General features: G+C 68.4%; 18 protein-coding genes. 11 read left to right on the forward strand and 7 right to left on the reverse strand.

Annotation, left to right across the window (positions count from 1 at the left end):
- Both HMPREF0591_RS10570 and HMPREF0591_RS10575 read left to right on the forward strand, forming a co-directional pair.
- A complete protein-coding gene (locus HMPREF0591_RS10570; RefSeq protein WP_007168522.1) occupies positions 1-756 on the forward strand; it encodes an SDR family NAD(P)-dependent oxidoreductase in 756 nt (251 codons plus the stop codon).
- On the forward strand, positions 753-1,355 hold the full coding sequence (locus HMPREF0591_RS10575) for a carboxymuconolactone decarboxylase family protein (RefSeq protein WP_007168523.1): 603 nt from the start codon (positions 753-755) through the stop codon (positions 1,353-1,355). The genes HMPREF0591_RS10570 and HMPREF0591_RS10575 overlap by 4 nt, the downstream gene beginning before the upstream one ends.
- 89 nt (positions 1,356-1,444) lie before the next feature.
- On the opposite strand, the gene HMPREF0591_RS10580 is transcribed toward HMPREF0591_RS10575, so the two are convergent.
- From HMPREF0591_RS10580 to HMPREF0591_RS10590, 3 genes are read right to left on the reverse strand one after another with little or no spacing between them, the layout of a single operon-like run.
- The gene (locus HMPREF0591_RS10580; RefSeq protein ID WP_007168524.1) at positions 1,445-2,710 is read right to left on the reverse strand and encodes an amidohydrolase family protein; all 1,266 of its coding nucleotides are present in this window, start codon (positions 2,708-2,710) and stop codon (positions 1,445-1,447) included.
- Positions 2,707-3,024: a DUF4286 family protein gene (locus HMPREF0591_RS10585; protein ID WP_007168525.1), complete on the reverse strand. Its 318-nt coding sequence runs from the start codon at positions 3,022-3,024 to the stop codon at positions 2,707-2,709. Before HMPREF0591_RS10585 ends, HMPREF0591_RS10580 begins: the two co-directional genes overlap by 4 nt.
- Before the next feature lie 24 nt (positions 3,025-3,048).
- Positions 3,049-3,384, reverse strand: coding sequence for a 2Fe-2S iron-sulfur cluster-binding protein (locus HMPREF0591_RS10590; protein WP_040622315.1), 336 nt, complete (start codon positions 3,382-3,384; stop codon positions 3,049-3,051).
- A 122-nt stretch (positions 3,385-3,506) separates the two neighbouring features.
- On the opposite strand from HMPREF0591_RS10590, the gene HMPREF0591_RS10595 reads away from it, so the two are divergent.
- From HMPREF0591_RS10595 to HMPREF0591_RS10610, 4 genes are read left to right on the forward strand one after another with little or no spacing between them, the layout of a single operon-like run.
- Positions 3,507-4,910 (forward strand): class I adenylate-forming enzyme family protein, encoded by a 1,404-nt coding sequence (locus tag HMPREF0591_RS10595; RefSeq protein ID WP_007168527.1) that lies wholly within the window; start codon positions 3,507-3,509, stop codon positions 4,908-4,910.
- A complete protein-coding gene (locus tag HMPREF0591_RS10600) occupies positions 4,888-5,793 on the forward strand; it encodes an acyl-CoA dehydrogenase family protein (protein ID WP_007168528.1) in 906 nt (301 codons plus the stop codon). Before HMPREF0591_RS10595 ends, HMPREF0591_RS10600 begins: the two co-directional genes overlap by 23 nt.
- Complete coding sequence (locus tag HMPREF0591_RS10605) at positions 5,780-6,877, forward strand: acyl-CoA dehydrogenase family protein (protein ID WP_007168529.1); 1,098 nt, start codon at positions 5,780-5,782, stop codon at positions 6,875-6,877. The genes HMPREF0591_RS10600 and HMPREF0591_RS10605 overlap by 14 nt, the downstream gene beginning before the upstream one ends.
- A gap of 1 nt (position 6,878) precedes the next feature.
- A complete protein-coding gene (locus tag HMPREF0591_RS10610) occupies positions 6,879-7,646 on the forward strand; it encodes an enoyl-CoA hydratase/isomerase family protein (RefSeq protein ID WP_007168530.1) in 768 nt (255 codons plus the stop codon).
- Positions 7,647-7,676: 30 nt separating this feature from the next.
- Here the strand turns inward: HMPREF0591_RS10610 and HMPREF0591_RS10615 are convergent, their stop codons facing one another.
- Positions 7,677-8,534 (reverse strand): proline iminopeptidase-family hydrolase, encoded by an 858-nt coding sequence (locus tag HMPREF0591_RS10615; protein WP_007168531.1) that lies wholly within the window; start codon positions 8,532-8,534, stop codon positions 7,677-7,679.
- A 185-nt stretch (positions 8,535-8,719) separates the two neighbouring features.
- On the opposite strand from HMPREF0591_RS10615, the gene HMPREF0591_RS10620 reads away from it, so the two are divergent.
- From HMPREF0591_RS10620 to HMPREF0591_RS10630, 3 genes are all read left to right on the forward strand, one after another.
- Positions 8,720-9,859 carry a thiolase family protein gene (locus tag HMPREF0591_RS10620; protein ID WP_007168532.1) on the forward strand — a complete coding sequence of 380 codons (1,140 nt, stop codon included), beginning with the start codon at positions 8,720-8,722 and terminating at the stop codon, positions 9,857-9,859.
- Positions 9,860-10,738, forward strand: coding sequence for a methylmalonyl Co-A mutase-associated GTPase MeaB (gene meaB / locus HMPREF0591_RS10625; protein WP_007168533.1), 879 nt, complete (start codon positions 9,860-9,862; stop codon positions 10,736-10,738). It abuts the gene before it with no gap.
- A 141-nt stretch (positions 10,739-10,879) separates the two neighbouring features.
- A complete protein-coding gene (locus tag HMPREF0591_RS10630) occupies positions 10,880-11,794 on the forward strand; it encodes a thiamine pyrophosphate-dependent enzyme (protein ID WP_007168534.1) in 915 nt (304 codons plus the stop codon).
- On the opposite strand, the gene HMPREF0591_RS10635 is transcribed toward HMPREF0591_RS10630, so the two are convergent.
- A complete protein-coding gene (locus tag HMPREF0591_RS10635; RefSeq protein ID WP_007168535.1) occupies positions 11,787-12,392 on the reverse strand; it encodes a response regulator transcription factor in 606 nt (201 codons plus the stop codon). The genes HMPREF0591_RS10630 and HMPREF0591_RS10635 overlap by 8 nt on opposite strands.
- 107 nt (positions 12,393-12,499) lie before the next feature.
- Here HMPREF0591_RS10635 and HMPREF0591_RS10640 point away from each other — a divergent pair, with 107 nt between their 5' ends.
- Positions 12,500-13,720, forward strand: a complete 1,221-nt coding sequence (locus tag HMPREF0591_RS10640) for a sensor histidine kinase (RefSeq protein ID WP_007168536.1) — start codon at positions 12,500-12,502, stop codon at positions 13,718-13,720.
- 28 nt (positions 13,721-13,748) lie between these two features.
- The gene (locus tag HMPREF0591_RS30300; protein WP_007168537.1) at positions 13,749-14,210 is read left to right on the forward strand and encodes an ester cyclase; all 462 of its coding nucleotides are present in this window, start codon (positions 13,749-13,751) and stop codon (positions 14,208-14,210) included.
- Positions 14,211-14,233: 23 nt separating this feature from the next.
- On the opposite strand, the gene HMPREF0591_RS10650 is transcribed toward HMPREF0591_RS30300, so the two are convergent.
- Together HMPREF0591_RS10650 and HMPREF0591_RS10655 are read right to left on the reverse strand one after the other, a co-directional pair.
- A complete protein-coding gene (locus HMPREF0591_RS10650) occupies positions 14,234-15,847 on the reverse strand; it encodes an FAD-dependent oxidoreductase (protein WP_007168538.1) in 1,614 nt (537 codons plus the stop codon).
- Positions 15,848-15,861: 14 nt separating this feature from the next.
- Positions 15,862-16,539, reverse strand: a complete 678-nt coding sequence (locus HMPREF0591_RS10655) for an IclR family transcriptional regulator (RefSeq protein ID WP_007168539.1) — start codon at positions 16,537-16,539, stop codon at positions 15,862-15,864.
- Between the last annotated feature and the right edge of the window lie 88 nt (positions 16,540-16,627).

Consider the following 16,627-nt stretch of genomic DNA (forward strand, 5'->3'; position numbering starts at 1 on the left):
ATGCCGTTTCAGGGGACCACCGCCATCGTGACCGGCGGGGCGATGGGACTGGGCCTGGCCATCACCGAGGCGCTCGCCGCGCGCGGCACCAAGGTCGCGATGTTCGACATCGCCGCCGAAGCGGTGCGGACCCAAGTGGCTCGGCTGAGCGAAAACGGCGCCACCGTCAGCGGTTATGTTCTCGACGTGTCGGACCGCGCGCAGGTCGAGTCCGCGGTGGCGCAGGTGCGCTCCGAACTGGGCCCGGTGCTGATCCTGGTGAACAACGCCGGCATCGAGCAGTTCGGCAAGTTCGCCGAGATCACCGACGAGCAGTGGGACCGCGTCATGGCGGTGAACCTGCGGGGCCCGTTCATCTGCACACAGGCGCTGCTGCCGGACATGCTCGACGCCGGTTGGGGCCGTATCGTCAACATCTCGTCGTCCAGCGCCCAGGGTGGTCAGGCGCGCATGGCCGCGTACGTCAGTTCCAAGGCGGGAGTGATCGGGTTGACCAAGAGTCTGGCGCTGGAGCTCGGTCCAAAAGGCATCACCGTCAACACGATCCCACCCGGCATGGTGGTGACGCCGATGCTGGAGAAGGCGATCGCCGAAGGCAGGTTTACGGCCAGCTTGGAGCACTTCGCCAGCATCACGCCGGTGCGCCGGGCCGGCCGGCCGGAGGACATCGCCAACGCGGCGGTATTCCTATGTCAGGACGAATCGTCCTACATCACAGGACAAGTCATCGGCGTCAACGGAGGACGGAGAACATGACCGACGACGACAGCACCCCGCGGCAGACGCTGACCCCCCTGACCGCCGACCAATGGGGGGACGCCGAGTATGCGGCCTTCGGTGTGCTGCTGGGCATTCCGGGTGAAAAGGTGCCTCGCGCCGGCTCGGGACACGCCATGGACCCGTTGAAGTTCGACATCATCGGCCTGCTTGCCCGCCACCCCGAAATGGCCCGGGCCTTCCTGACCTTCAACGGCTTTCTGCTGCGGCGCGGCGAACTGTCGCCGCGCCTGCGCGAATTGGCGATCCTGCGTGTCGCCAAGACCCGGCGCTCGGCCTTCTTCTGGGGCGAGCACACCAAAGTCGCCGTCGAAAGCGGTGTGCCGCAGGAGGACATCACGAGGCTCGCCGAGGGCAACGAGGGGTTCTCCGGCGTTGACCTGCTGGTCCTCGCGGCAACCGACGAGATGCTCGCCGACGGCCGCGTGCAAGCCGAGACATGGGAGCATCTGGTCGCCGCGCTCGACACCCACGCGGCGATGGAGTTGATCTTCGTGGTCGGCACCTACACGATGTTGGCCATGGCCTTCCGGACCTGGGGCCTGGCACCTCCGCCCGGGAGCGCGCCGTTGCCCTGAACTCTTAAGGCCGCCGCCGCGTGGGTGTGCGGCCAGCCGCACACCCGCTGCCGAATGTGCGGCCGGCCGCGCACTCGACGCACCGCACGCTAGGGCAGCTCGGCGAGCTGCCTCTCCTGATAGAGCCGCGCCCACTCGGCGCGCGACCGGATCGACACATCCACGTCGACGGCGTTGGCGCGCAGGGCTTTCACGGTCGCCCGCTCGCGGTCCGTCCGCGCGAACGGGTCCCAGCTGAAGAACCGGCAGGCGTTGCCCCAGGTGATCTTGTTGATGTCGGAGTCGTCGGCGCCGGCGGCGTTCAACTCGGCCAGCACCCGCTCGGGTGCGTCCGGCCAGAAGCAATCCGAGTGCGGGTAGTCGCACTCCCAGGCGATGATGTCGATGCCGATCTCGTGGCGCAGTTTCAACGAGGTCTTGTCGGTGACGTAGCAGGCCAGCGAGTGTTCGCGGAAGACCTCGCTGGGCAGCTTGTTCCCGAAGTCGCGGCGCAGCCACTTCTGGTTGGTGTAGTGGCGGTCGCTGCGGTCGAGGTAGAACGGGATCCAGCCGATGCCGCCTTCGGAGAAGGCGAACCTCAGGTCGGGGTAGTTGCGCATGGCGGGGCCCCACAGCAGGTCTTGGGCGCACATGGCCGAGACCTGGGTGGCCAGGATGATCAGGTTGTCGATCGGCGCGTCGGGGGCCATGCTGATCGCCCCGAACCCGGTGCCGATGTGCAGGCACATCACCACGTTCTGCTCGGACAGCGTGCGAAAGACCGGACCCCAGTAGTCGTCGTCGTGGTAGCTCGGAAGCCCTTCCAGGTGAGGCAATTCCGGCATCGTGACCGCCCGGCAGCCCTTGGCCGCGACCCGGCGGATCTCGGCGCACATGCCCTCGGGGGTCCAGGTCGGCAGGATGGCGATCGGGATGAAGCGGTCCGGGTAGGACCCGGCCCATTCGTCGATGTGCCAGTCGTTGTAGGCCGACACCATCACCAGAGTGACATCTTCGCGCGTCATGTTGAGGTGCCGCGCGGAGAAGCCGGTGAAGGTGGGGAAGCACATCGACGCCAGGATGCCGTTGCGGTTCATGTCCCGAACGCGTTCGTGGACGTCGTAGACGCCCGGGCGCATCTCGGCGAAACCGGCCGGGTCGCGGCCCCATTCCTCGGCCGGCCACGACACCACGGCGTTGAGTCCGCTGACGCCCTGGGGCCTGCCCTGGTACATCCACTGGTCGACGCCCTTGTCGTCGACGACGACGACCGGTGCCTCCGCCTTGTATTTGGCGGGGACGTGGCGCAGGAACATGTCCGGCGGCTCGACCACGTGGTCGTCGATGCTCACCAGGATCAGGTCGTCGACATTCATGAGCCGACGCGCTCGCTGGTCGTCTCGAACAGTCGGGGGATGGGAGCGGGATCCAGCTGCAGGGCGTCGGACATGTGCAGCTGTCCGGCGTTGGCGATCATGTTGTCCAGGATGGCCCGCAGGTCGTCGCCCTCGAGCTCGTAGATGGCGACATACGGGCCCTGCCCGTCAACCGGGCGCAGCCGGCGCGCGGCGACGATTCCGTCGAGCGCCAGCAGTTCCGGTATGTGTACGTCGTCGTACCAGGTGTTGTATTCCTGTTCGCGTTCCGGCGAACTGGGTCGGCTTTCGACGAACATGATTCCCTTGGCCATTGACGCCACCTCTCTTCGGGGCCGCTATTCGTAGCGCACCGTGACCGATTCGGTGTCGGGCACGCCCTGGCAGGTCAGAATGTAGCCCTCGGCGACCTCGTCATCGTCGAGAGCGTCATTCACCCGCATGGTCACGCGGCCTTCCTCGAGCTTGGCCATGCAGGTGCCGCAGTTGCCGGCCTCGCAGCTGAACGGCGGTTCCAGGCCGGCCCGCCGCGCGCTCTGCAACAACGTCTCGCCGGGGACCATCGGCACCGAGACCTTCTTGCGGTCCATGTGAATGGTCACCGTGCCCGCCCCGGAGCCGTTTGACGGATCTGTCACCCGTGGGGTCTCCTCGATGCTTCGGGCGACTGTCACCTCGACCGCCCTCCCGTATTTGCATTCTTCACTATAGAGAATACTATTCTCACAGAGCGATAGGATCTTCTCAAGCTTGCGTGGATGTCAGGTCGGCCCGGCCTGTCAGGGAAGGACGGACCGTGACCGAGCCGGCTGCGGTCGTGTTCGAGGAACGGCGATTGCGCCTGCCCGAACTCGACGCACTCGCCGACGGCTGGGCCGCGACGCTGGCCGGCAACGGTGTCACAGCAGGTCAGCGTGTCGCGGTGATGGCGTCCACCCGGCCGGAATTCGCCGCCGCCGTGCTGGGCATCTGGCGGCTGGCGGCAACGGCGGTGCTCATCAGCCCGGCATGGAAACGCGACGAGGTCGACCACGCGCTCGCGCTGACGCAACCCGCCCACGCCGTCGGGGACCACCCGGTGCTGGCAGGCATGATGCCCATGTTGCACCTCGACGAGCCCGTCGGCCCCGGGCGGCCCGTGACCGCGACGCCCTCGCCGCGGTCCGACGCGGTGCTGGTGTTCAGTTCCGGCACCACCGGCCTGCCGAAGGCCGTCCGCCACACGCACGCGACGCTGGGCGAGGCCGTCCGGCATTGGCGCGAAGCGCTGCGGCTGACCCCGCGCGACCGGATCCAAATTGCCACGCCGCCATCGCACATCCTCGGTCTGCTCAACATCCTCACGGCCCTGCGCACCGGGGCGTCCGTGCGGCTGCATCCCCGCTTCGACGTGGACCGAATGCTGTATCACATCGGAAACGACCGCATCACAGTCGAAATGGCGGTCGCACCCATCGCGCTGGCCCTCGCCTCGCACCCGACGCTCGAGTCCTACGACCTGTCCTCGCTGCGCTACATCATGTGGGGGGCGACGCCGGTCAGCGCCCGCGTCGCGGAGACGGTCACCCGGCGCACCGGCGTCGGCTGGGTCCCGGCCTACGGAACCACGGAATTGCCCGTCATTGCGTGCAATCCGATCGAGGGCGCCCGGTTGGACGCCGTCGGACCTCCGGTGCCGGGCGTCGACCTGAGGGTGGTCTCGCTGGAGACGGGGGAGCCGGTTTCGGCGGGTGAGGTCGGCGAGATCCAGGCCCGGTCTACGTCCCTGATGGCCGGCTACCTGCCCGGCGAAGCCACCGCCGAGGTGATCCGCGATGGCTGGTACCGGACCGGTGACGTCGGCTGGGTCGACGCCGGCGGCTGGCTGCGCATCACCGATCGCCTCAAGGAGATGATCAAAGTGCGCGGCTTTCAGGTCGCGCCCGCCGAAATCGAGACGGTGCTGCACGGTCACCCGGCCGTCAAGGACTGCGCGGTGTTCGGCGTACCCGACGGCATCAACGGGGAAGCGGTCGTCGCCGCGGTCGCCACCTGCGCACCCGTCGACGCCGGTGAGCTGACCGCCCAAGTCGATCAGCGGCTGGCTTCTTACAAGCACGTGAGCCGGGTCGTGTTCGTGCCCGACATTCCCCGCCTGCCCTCGGGCAAGGTATTGCGCCGAGTGCTGAAGGAGCGCTATGGACGTACGTCTGACAGCTGAACAACACCAGTTGCGCGACGCCGCCGCCAAACTGGCCGACGATCTTGGGCCCGCGGCGGTCCAGGACCTCGACGACCGGAGCCGAATTGCGCGACTGGACAAGCAGATCGCGGCGACGGGCTGGCGGTCGCTGCGCTCCGACGGGGCATCGGGCGTCGAAGTCGCCATCGTCGCCGAGGAGTTCGGGCGCCGACTGGTCGACAGCCCGTTCCTGGGTCCGGTGCTCGCCGACGACCTGACGCGTCACGTCGGCGCGGACGGCGCGGGCTCGACGATCGCGGTCGACGGTCGCGCCGTCGACGCGCGGGGCGCCCGGCGGGCCCTGAGCCTTTCGGACGGCAAGGTTCTCGCCGACGAGGTGCGGGACCTGACCGACGGCCCGGATTTGACCCGGGCCGATGCGAAGGTTGCGGGAACGCCGGTGACACTGGGCGAAGTCTCCTCCGCCTTCGCGGTGCAATGGCGCGCGCTCGCGCTGGTCGCCACGACCGCGGACCTGGTGGGGATCGCCCGCGGCGCGCACGCCGTCGCGGTCGACTACGCCAAGATCCGCGAACAGTACGGGAAACAGATCGGGTCCTACCAAGCCATCGCGCACCTGCTCGCCGAAAGCCTTGCGCTGATCGAAGGTTCGATCAGCGTGTCCCGGCATGCCGCGTGGGCGGTCGACGAGCTGCCGCCCGCCGAGGCCATCCGTGCCGCGCAAGTCGCCAAGCTCTACTGCGCCCGCGCGGCGCGAACCGTCTGCGAGACGGCCATTCAGGTGCACGGCGGTATCGGCAACACCTGGGACTGCCTCGTGCACGTCTATCTGCGCCGCGCCCTGATATCGGCCGAACTGTGGCCCGTCGCGTTGAAGGAGATCGATCTTGGACTTTCGTGACTCACCGGACGAAGCCGCCTTTCGCGAGCGGCTCCGGTCCTGGCTCGCCGTGCACGCGGGAGAATTCTCCGGATCCGGCGACGAGTACTGGGCCCGCCAAGCCCAATGGCACCAGGCCCTGTATCGCGAGGGATTCTTCGGGCTGTCGTTCCCCCGCGAGTACGGCGGGCAGGAGCTGCCGCCGGTGTATGACGTCATCGTCGACGAGGAGCTCGCCCGGGCCGGGGCCCCACCGCGTCCCAGCGTCGGCTACCTGATCTACGGAATCGGCCGGCACGCCAACGACAAAGTGCGCCAACGGTTCCTGCCGGGCATCATCAACGGCACCGAGCGATGGTGCCAGGGCTTCAGTGAGCCCGGGGCGGGTTCGGATCTCGCCTCGCTGACCACCACCGCCCGCCTCGAGGGCGACACCTATGTGGTGAACGGGCACAAGATCTGGACCAGCTACTCCGATGTGGCGGACTGGTGCCTGTTGCTGGCGCGCACCGACCCCGCGGCCAAGCGTCACCGCGGGCTGTCGGCGTTCGTCCTGGAGATGAAACAGCCCGGCGTGCAACAGCGCCCGCTGCGCATGATCAACGGGGTGACCAACGAATTCGGTCAGGTGTTCTTCGACGACGCGAAGATACCGGCGGACCGGATGGTCGGGGCGCCCGGCGACGGCTGGGCGGTCGCCATGACCGTCGTCGGGCATGAGCGTGAACCGTCCACGCTCGGCTACGCGGCCCGATACGGCAAGCTGGTGCGAAGCCTGTACGCGCGCAGCCGCGATGTCGGGGGACCGGTGTCCGAAGAGCTCGCGTGGGCGGCGGTCCAGTCCGAGATGCTGACCCACCACGTCCGGCGGCGGCTGTCCGAACAACTCGACGGCGTCTCGCACGGCCCCGAGGGGTCGCTCGACAAGCTGCTGATGACCTGGGTCGAACAGTCTGTCGGGCACGCCGCACTGGCGGTCACCGGGACCCGCGATCCGGATTTGCTCGGCGCCTACCTGTACAGCCGCGCGCAGAGCGTGATGGGCGGGACATCACAGATACAGAAGAACATCATCGCTTCACGAATCCTGGGATTGGGGGTCTGACATGTATGACATGCCCGACGAGATCGACGTCCGTGCCGACGGCGCGCTGCGGATCATCACCCTGAACCGGCCGGACTCGCTCAATTCGGTCAACGACAACCTGCACGTCGGGCTCGCCCGGCTATGGCAGCGGCTGACCGATGATCCCACCGCCCGCGCCGCCGTCATCACCGGCGCCGGGCGGGCATTTTCGGCGGGCGGCGACTTCGCGTACCTCAAGGAGTTGTCCGAAGACGCCGATCTGCGCGCCAAGACCATTCGGGACGGCCGCGAGATCGTGCTGGGCATGGCCCGGTGTCGAATTCCTGTGGTGGCGGCGGTGAATGGGCCCGCGGTCGGGCTCGGCTGCAGCCTGGTCGCGCTCAGCGACATCGTCTACATCGCCGAAGACGCCTACCTGGCCGACCCGCACGTGCAGGTGGGTTTGGTGGCCGCCGACGGTGGTCCGCTGACCTGGCCGCTGCACATCAGCCTGCTGCTGGCCAAGGAATACGCGCTGACCGGCACCCGAATCAAAGCCGGGCGGGCCGTGGAACTCGGATTGGCCAACCACGTGGCGGCCGACCCGGTCGCGGAGGCGATGGCCTGCGCCGCAAAGATTTTGGAGCTGCCCCAGCAGGCCGTCGAGAGTACCAAGCGGGTGCTCAACATCCATCTGGAGCGCGCCGTGCTCGCCAGCCTGGACTATGCCCTCTCGGCCGAACACCAGTCGTTCACGACCGACGACTTCCGGTCGATCGTCACCAAGCTGGCGGAGGGCAAGAACTGAGCCCGGCGGGCAAGGAGGCCGGGTTCGCGATCAGTCGTGCGGCCGCAGGAAGTCGCGCATCACCCGGTCGAACTTGTCGGGCTCCTCGATGAACGGCATGTGGGCGCTCGATTCGAAGAACTCGAACCGCGACCCGGGGATGCGCCGGTGCATGGCCCACATGTGTTCGGGCACGCATTCGTCGAACCTGCCGGCGAGGATGAGGGTGGGCAGCGCGATTTCGGCTAGCCGGTCGAACACGTCCCAGTCGCGGATCGTCCCGACGATGTGAAAGTCGCTCGGCCCGAACATGGTCTCGAAGATCTCGGTCCCCATAGCGGCGAAGGCCGCCAAAAGCTCTGGTGGCCAGGGCCGCACGCGACACAGGTAGGTTTCGTTCCAGGTCCGGATCGCGTCCTGGTATTCGGCGGTGTGCGTCGTCCCGGCGGCTTCGTGGCGGTCGATGGCCGATTGCGTCGCCGGATCGAGTTCGCCTTTCAGGCGGGCCACCATCTCCGAAAACTGCGGTATGGACGCGATGCTGTTCGAGATGATCAGGCTGACTGCCCCGGACGTCACGTCGAGCGCGTACTGCTGCGCCAGCATCCCGCCCCACGAGTTTCCGAAGACGTGGAACCGGTCGAGGCCAAGACCCGTTACCACGGCGTCCATTTCGGCGACCGACCGCTGCATGGTCCACAGTTCGCGGTCGGACGGGCGCTCCGAAGCGCCGCAGCCCAGCTGATCCCAGAAGACGACCTCCCGCTCGTCGCCCAGCCGTTCCAACGAGCGCAGGTAGCTATGCGGCAGACCGGGCCCGCCGTGCACCACCAGCAGGGGAAGGCCCGCGCCGCCGCCGATGCGCTTGAACCACACGTTGCCGCCCGGGACCGCGATGGTGCCCTCCATGGCCCTCCCAAACTTGGCGAGCAGACGCAAACTCGCGCCTTGCGATGCCGGTATATGCGATTTTGCGACTGCTCGCGAATCCAGCTCTCCTTGCAACGCTGACTCTCAGAATGAGAGAATAGTGTTCTCATCACTTGCGGGGGCTCACCGGTACCCCGCCACGCTCGCCGAAGTGGAGAAGACCCGTGCCCGAAGCCGTCATCGTGTCCGCCCTGCGCACCCCGATTGGCACCGCCCGAAAGGGCACCTTGCGCGACACCAGCGCCTTCGACCTGGCGCATCACGTGGTGAGTGAGGCGGCCAGGGACCTGGACCCGGCGCAGGTGGACGATGTGATCCTGGGCGAGGGACTTTACGGCGGCGGCGTCGTCGCGCGCCATGCGGCGATCACCGCCGGCCTGACCGAGGTGCCCGGCTTGGCCAATAATCGCCACTGCGCGGCCGGCCAGGCGGCGGTGCAGAGCGCGGCGGCAAGCGTGCGCGCCGGGATGGACCGGCTCGTCATCGCCGGTGGCGTCAATTCCGCCTCCACGTCGCCCCGGTCGCGGATGCAGGTGGACGGCGAATGGGTCGACTGGTTCCCCCCGACGCACCCGGACAGTCCCGAGGCGCCGAACATGGATATGTCGATCACCGTCGGCTGGAACGCCGCGGTCGAGGCCGGTGTGAGCCGCGAGGAGATGGACGCGTGGGCGCTGCGGTCCCATCGCAACGCCATCGCCGCGATCGACGAGGGTCGCTTCAAAGAAGAGATCGTGCCGATCGAGACGCCGCACGGGCTGTTCGCGGTCGACGAACACCCGCGTCGCGACACCACCATGGAGAAGCTGGCCGCGCTCAAGCCGCTGCACCCCGAAATCGAGGGCTTCTCCATCACCGCGGGCAATGCCTGCGGCGCCAACGACGGTGCCGCCGTGCTGACAATCGCGAGTGACCAGCTTGGGCTGCCGGCGCTGGCCACCGTGCGGTCCTGGGCCTCCGTCGGCGTCGATCCCGCCGTCACCGGGTTGGCGCCGGTGCGCGCGATCCCCAAAGCCCTTGACCGAGCTGGTCTTTCGTTGCCGGACGTGGACCTGTTCGAGATCAACGAGGCCTTCGCCGCCATGTGCGTGGCGACCGTCAAGCTGCTCGATCTGGACCCGGACACGGTCAATGTGAGCGGCAGCGGCTGCTCATTGGGGCACCCGGTCGCAGCGACCGGCGCCCGGATGCTGGTGACGCTCGTCTACGAATTGCGCCGCCGCGGTGGCGGAATCGGCGTCGCTGCCATGTGCGCGGGCGGCGGCATGGGGGTTGCGACGGTGATCGAGGTTCCGGCCCCCTAAATGGAGATCGCCGATCTGCTCGCGAGCGCTCGCAACGGATCTCCGCGTGCGGCGGGCCGGCTCCTTTCCCTGGTCGAGGGCGAGCGCCGCGACGAGGTGCTGGCGAGCATCGAACCCGGTCCGGTGGCCGTCGTGGGCGTCACCGGGCCGCCGGGGGCGGGCAAGTCGACGACGATCGCCGCCCTGGTCGGCGCCTACCGGAAGCGCGGGTCCCGGGTGGCGGTCTTGGCCGTGGACCCGTCGTCACCCTTCAGCGGCGGCGCGCTGCTGGGTGATCGGATACGAATGGCCGCGCATATCAACGACTCCGACGTGCTGATCAGGTCGGTGGCGACCCGCGGCCATCTGGGGGGACTGGCCGCCGCCGTCCCCGCCGCCATCCGGCTGCTCGGCGCCATCGGCTACCGCGTCGTCCTGCTGGAGACGGTGGGGGTGGGGCAGTCCGAGATCGAGATCGCCGCGGTTGCCGATCCCACCGTCGTCATCCTCAATCCGGGTGCGGGCGACGCGGTTCAGGCCGCCAAGGCGGGGGTGCTCGAGGTGGCCGACATCGTGGTGGTGAACAAGGCCGACCGCGACGGCGCCCAACAGACCGTGCGGGACCTGCGGGCCGAAACCGACGCCCCGATCGTCAGCCTCGTCGCCGACCGCGGCGAAGGGGTCACCGAGCTGATGGCCGCCATCGAGGACCATCACCGCGCCGACAGTCGTGCCCGCCGACTGGCCCGCGCGCGAGCCCAGATCCTGTCGCTCGCGCAGACCCGGCTGCGCAGCAGGCCGGACCTCGATCGGCTCGCCGAAGCGGTCGTCGACGGTGACCAGGACCCCTACTCGGCGGCCGAGCACCTGCTTTCGCCGACCATCGGCGAGCAGGACTAGCGGCGCCGTTGTCCCCCGATTGGGGGAACGGTCATTCATCCCGTTCGCGGACCGATCGGCGGAGGTCGGGCCGGGCGAATCTCCTTAGGTTGATCTCGTGCTGAACGGCACGATCTCGCGACGAGTTAGGAGACCTGGCACATGGCTCGCACACCCGAACTGCCGGCCGCAAACGTTGGCGAGCAGCTGGAGCTGTACCGCCGGATGTGGGTCCTGCGGCTGCTTGACATGGCGCTGGAAGAGTCGCGCATCGACGGTCTGCTCGACGGCCCCATGGTGGCCGCATTCGGCCAAGAGGCCCTGGCTGTCGGCGCCGTCGCCGCGCTTCGGCCCGGCGACGTCATGAGCACCGCGATCCGCCATTTCGAGCACGCCAGGCAGGTCGGCCGTGTCCTTCCGTTGGGCCCGGCCATCGCCGAAATGATCGCGCCGAGCAGGGCCGCCGTCGCCGATGCACAGGAAAGCCCGTTCGCCACGGAATGGAAGCAAATCTTCGCGACGTCGGACCCGCTGCGGAAGTCGATCCTGTTCGCGCTCGGCGACGCCTACGCGCAGCGGCTGGCCGGTGCGGGCGGGGTCACGCTGTGCGTGGTCGGAACCGATGCTGTGGACTCCGCCGAGTTCAAGTCGGCCGCATCCATCGCGCTGTCGTGGCGGCTTCCGGTGGTGTTCGTCGTGGAAAACATCCGCGACGGTTCGGGTGTGCGCCGGGGCCCTCGTGAGCGGCACGGATTACCGGTGCTCTCGGCTGACGGCAAAGACGTTGAGGCAGTTCATGACTCGGTCACCCGGGCGGTGCGGCGCGCTAGTGTGGGTGAGGGCCCCACCATGGTGGAGGCCGTCACCTACCGCACCAATCACCCCGCAGGGGTCGACCCGTTGGTCTTCGCCAGGCGACGGCTGACCCGCGCCGGCGTGAGCGCCGGCCACCTCTACGAGGTGGAACGTCGGGCCCGCCACCTGGTGGCCGAGGCTGCGGCCGTCGCCAACGCGCTGCTGCGCTCCGAGGGGCCGGCGCCGGTCAGCGAGCCCGGCCACCCGGCGGCCGCTAGCTGAGCAGACCTTGCCGCATCGCCTCGGCCACCGCGGCCGCGCGATCGCTGACGCCCAGCTTCTCGTAGAGGCGTTGGACGTGGGTCTTGACCGTCGACGGCGCCACGTTGAGCACCTCTCGTTCTCGCGCGCTGAGCACGGGGCCGGTCGGTGCTGCCCGATGACGGATCTCCGCGGTGAGGCCTCCGACGAGCGCCGGCGCCACCACGTCGCGCCCTTGCGCGCAGTCCAGCACGGCCTTGACGATCTCGCTGCGCGTCGAGTCCTTCAGCACGAACCCGGCGGCGCCCTGCTGCAGCGCCTGGTACACGATGGCGGGCTCGTCATGCGCCGAAATGAGCAGCGCCCGGGTCGGCAGCTCCTGACTCCGCACCGCCGCCGCGACCTGCCCACCGTCCATGCCGGGCATCCGGTAGTCGAGCAAAGCGACGTCCGGCACGCGTTCCTTGATCAGCTCCAGCGCCGCCGCGCCGTCGTCGGCCTCGCCGATCACGGTGACCGAGCCGCTGGACGACAGGGCGCGCACGACGCCTTCACGAAACAGGGGGTGATCGTCGCCAACTACCACCCGCACCTTTTCCGGCGTCGCTGGGCTGGCCATGGCGATGAGTCTAGCCCGCAAAGCGCCGGCGGCAATCTGCGGAAACGCTGATGCGGCCCGGTGGGAGTTGCCCCGGCGGAACCGCCGGGGATGAGTACTGTGTTCGCGTGGCGGTCGCTAGTGACGCGGAACTGGCGCGGGTGCGCAGGCTTCATCAGCTGCGCTCGTATCGGCTCGCGTCACTGCTCCGGATCGGTGTCGTGGCCTTGATGATCGCTGCGATGCTCACCGACACCCGCCGCTCCGAGTGGCCCCAGCAAAGCGTGTTGATCGTCGCGTATGCCATGGTGGCGATGTGCGCTCTGGCGCTCGCTTTTTCGCGGACCCGGCGATGGCTCGGACGGGGCCGCCTGGCCGCCGTCGGCGGCCTGGAGCCGTTCGCGTTCACCGTCATCGACGTTATCGTGCTGACGGTCTTCCAAGTGTTGTCGACCAACGGGCTGCATCCGTTGCTCATCATGACGGCGCTGCCGATCCTGATCGGGCTCGACGTTTCGTCGCGGCGAGCGGCCGTGGTGCTGATCTTTTCGATGGCGGGGTTCGCGATTGCGGTGCTCGAGGATCCGGAGATGGTCGGCAAGATCGGCGCCACCGAGGCCACTTTCCGGTTCCTGCTGTACGCGTTCTTGTGTGTCACAGCGTTTGTCGCCGTTCGTGTCGAGGAGCGGCATGCCCGGTCGGTGGCCGGACTCAGCGCACTGCGCGAAGAATTGCTCGCCCAGACGATGGCCGCGTCCGACGTCGAGCAGCGGCGAATCTCGGAATCCATTCACGACGGGCCGCTGCAGGACATCTTGGCGGTGCGTCAAGAACTCGTCGAGCTCGGCGCGGCGCTGCCCGATGACGACCGAATAGGGCGCGCGCTGTCCGGTCTCCAGACGGCGTCGGAACGACTGCGGCAGGCGACGTTCGAGTTGCATCCGGCCGTCCTCGAGCAGGTCGGCCTCGCGGCCGCGGTCCAGCAGTTGGCCACATTCGCCGCCCCGCGATCGGGCATCGAGATCACGACCGACATCGACTACCCGACTCGTGGGGACATCGATCCGGTGGTGTTCGGTGTGGTGCGCGAGTTGTTGTCCAACGTCGTGCAACATTCCCGGGCCCGCAGCGCCTCGATCATGCTCGGGATCACCGACGGCACCTGCGTCTTGCATGTGGTCGACGATGGTGTGGGATTCAACGACGAGACCGTGGCGCGCCGCCTGGGCGAGGGACACATCGGATTGGCGTCACACCGGACGCGCGTGGAGGCCGCCGGCGGGACGCTCGTCATGCTCGACAGCCCGGTGGGAACCCACATCTGCGTCGAGCTGCCGATCGCGAAATAGATCACGATCTTGTGGGTAAGCCCATGGGATGCAACCCAACATCGACCTCGTCCGCGAGTACATGGAGATCTCCTACGCCCCCGGCCGCGCCAGCGCGCAGGCCGTGTCGCACCTGTGCGCCCCGAACAACCGTTTCATCGCTCCCACCACGTTCCCCGGCATCCACACGCTCGAGGCGTACGCCGAAGACCACGGCCGGCTCATGGAGCAGGTGAACGACCTGCACATCGTCAGCTTCGACGTACTGTTCGCCGACGCGGATCGGGTTTGCTTGCGCTACACGGCCGAGGGGGCACACCGAGGGAAACCGCACGGGGATATTCAGCCGACCGGCCGAACGGCCCGTTGGTCGGCGGCCGCCCTCTTCCAGGTGCGGGACGGGAAGCTCGTCGAATTCATCAAAGAGTGGAACAAGTTATCGATGTGGGAACAGCTGGGCTGGCCTGCGGAAGAGTGCCTGACCGCGGGGGAATCGGCCGCCGCCAGCTGATCGCGCGGCGAGCAGATGGCCCGCTACTTCAGGTCCACGGATTTCCCGGTGGCGGCCGCGTATCCGGCACGGTAGCCGAAAACCATTGCGGGGCCCAGCGTTCCGCCGGCGCCGCCGTAGGCCCGTCCCGTGGCGCCGCCCATCGCGTTGCCGGCGGCGAACAGGCCCGGTATGGGTTCCCCGCCGACGTGCAGCACGCGCCCGTCGCGGTCGGTGCGCGGCCCGCCCTTGGTGCCCATCGCGCCGATCGACACCGGCACCGCGTAGTAGGGCGCGGTGTCGATCGGGCCGAGGGTCTTGCCTGCGAGCGTGGTCGCGCTGTCGTCGCCCCAGTAGCCGTCGTAGGCGCTCGAGCCGCGCCCGAAGTCGGGATCGGCGCCGGCGGCCACGTGGCGGTTCCACGCCTCGACGGTGGCCATCAGCCCGGCCGCGTCGATCCCGGCCTTGGCCGCCAGCTCGGCGAGGTCCGCCGACTCGCAGAACCAGTCCGGAACGGGCTGCCCGGGTTCGATGCCCAGGAATCCATAGCGCTGCAGGTGAATTGAGTCGAAGACCATCCACCCGCGGTCGTTGACGTACCCGCCGCGGGGATCGAGGTAGTGAAATGCGCCGGCCATGGAGTTGTAGTCGCACGCCTCGTTGACGAAGCGGCGCCCGGCCGAGTTGACGATGATGCTCCGCGGCCGCGTCCGTTCCAGCCGTACGCTGCGGCTGCGTGGCTTGCCTTCGATGGTGTCGCCGGGGATCTGGACGATCGGCACCCACCAGGCCTCGCCCATGTTGGCCAGGTCCGCTCCGTGCGCCATCGCCATCCGCAGGCCGTCCCCGGTGTTGTTGGGCGGGGACACCGCGCCGTGCATCGGGCCGCGCAGAAATGCCTGCACCAGACCCGGATCCCACTCGAAGCCACCCACACCGAGGACGACCCCGCGGCGCGCGCGCACGTTGATCGTTCGCCCGGCCAACGCGATGCGCACTCCGACGATTTCTCCGTTCTCGGCGATGAGCTCTTGGGCCCGGGCGTCGGTGTGCGGTGTGATCCCGGCGTCGAGCAATCCCTTGAGCAGGCCAGCGATCAACGCCGTGCCGGCGACGCAGAGGTCGCTGCCTTGGTCGATCGTCACGTGCAGGCGCGCCCTGGTTTCGGCGTCGATACCGACGTTGGACCAGTCGGCGGGAAACGAGGTGATCCGCTTGCCCCACTCGCCGATCTGGTTCAGGTCGAACGGACCCGCGCTCAGTGAGCGGCCTCCGCCAGGCTGTCCGCCCGGCAGCTCCGGTCGGTAGTCGGGGAAGCCGGTGGCGACCTCGAAGCGCAGACCACTGTGCGCCTCGACGAAGTCCAGCATCGCCGGACCGGTGTGCACGAAGGTGTCGACCAGCTCGTCGTCCATCGACCCGAGGGACTGCGCGCGCAGGTAACGCAACGCGTCGGCGGGCGTCAATTCGCCGTCGCCGGAACGGTTGTGGGCGGGAATCCAGACGACGCCGCCCGACACGGCGGTGGTCCCGCCGACGGTCGGCGCCTTCTCGAAGACCTCCACCGCGGCCCCGGCCGCTGCCGCGGCGAGGGCGGCGGTGAGCCCGGCGCCACCACTGCCGAGCACAACTACGTCGACTTGCATGTCCCACGACATGGATTGATATCCCTTCAGCTCAGCAGCTCGGACAACTGCTTCGCGGCTTTGACGACCGCGTCTTTTCCGCGCATCACCACGTCTTCGCGGTGCGAGATGAGGTTGATGCAGGTGGGCGGGGACGGGGCCGGGCGGTGCACCGCGACGGCGAGGCCGTAGGTGTTCGGCTCGATCTCCCCGTACGTGGTCACCCAGCCGCGTTCCCGTGCGCGGGTGACCAGGTCTCGTTCCCCCGGGCGCGGCGGCATGCTCGCGAGCAGGGCGATGCCCGCGGCGCCGCGGGTCAGCGGGTATCGACTGCCCTCGTGAAAGGACAGCTGGTAGGCCACGTGGCTCGGCACGATCACAGCGATGGCCACCTGCTGGTCGCCCTCGGCGACGAGCAGCGACACCGTGCTGCCGAGCTCGTCGGCCAGCGCCCGCAGCGTCGGAAGACTGACCTGGCGCACGTTGCGGTCGAACGACGCGCCGAGCACGGCCAGCCCCGACGCGGGCCGGTAGCGGCCGTCCTCCCCCTTGGCGACCAGTCGAAACTCCGCCAGCGTCGTCAGCAGTCGATAGGCGATGGTGCGATGCACCCCGACTTGGTCGGCGAGCTGTTGCACGGTGAGCCCACCGGGGGAGTCGGCGATCATTTGCAGCGCCGTCAGCCCCCTGGCCAGCGTCTGGGACCCCGTCCCCGAACCCGTCACGGCCTTGACAGACCCACGCGGGAGAGCGAAGCTCTATATATAACGCACATCAATGTGCGATATTAGCACACTAGGTACGCCGAAAACG

Origin of the sequence: Mycobacterium parascrofulaceum ATCC BAA-614, from assembly GCF_000164135.1 — a bacterium.
GTDB lineage: Bacteria > Actinomycetota > Actinomycetes > Mycobacteriales > Mycobacteriaceae > Mycobacterium > Mycobacterium parascrofulaceum.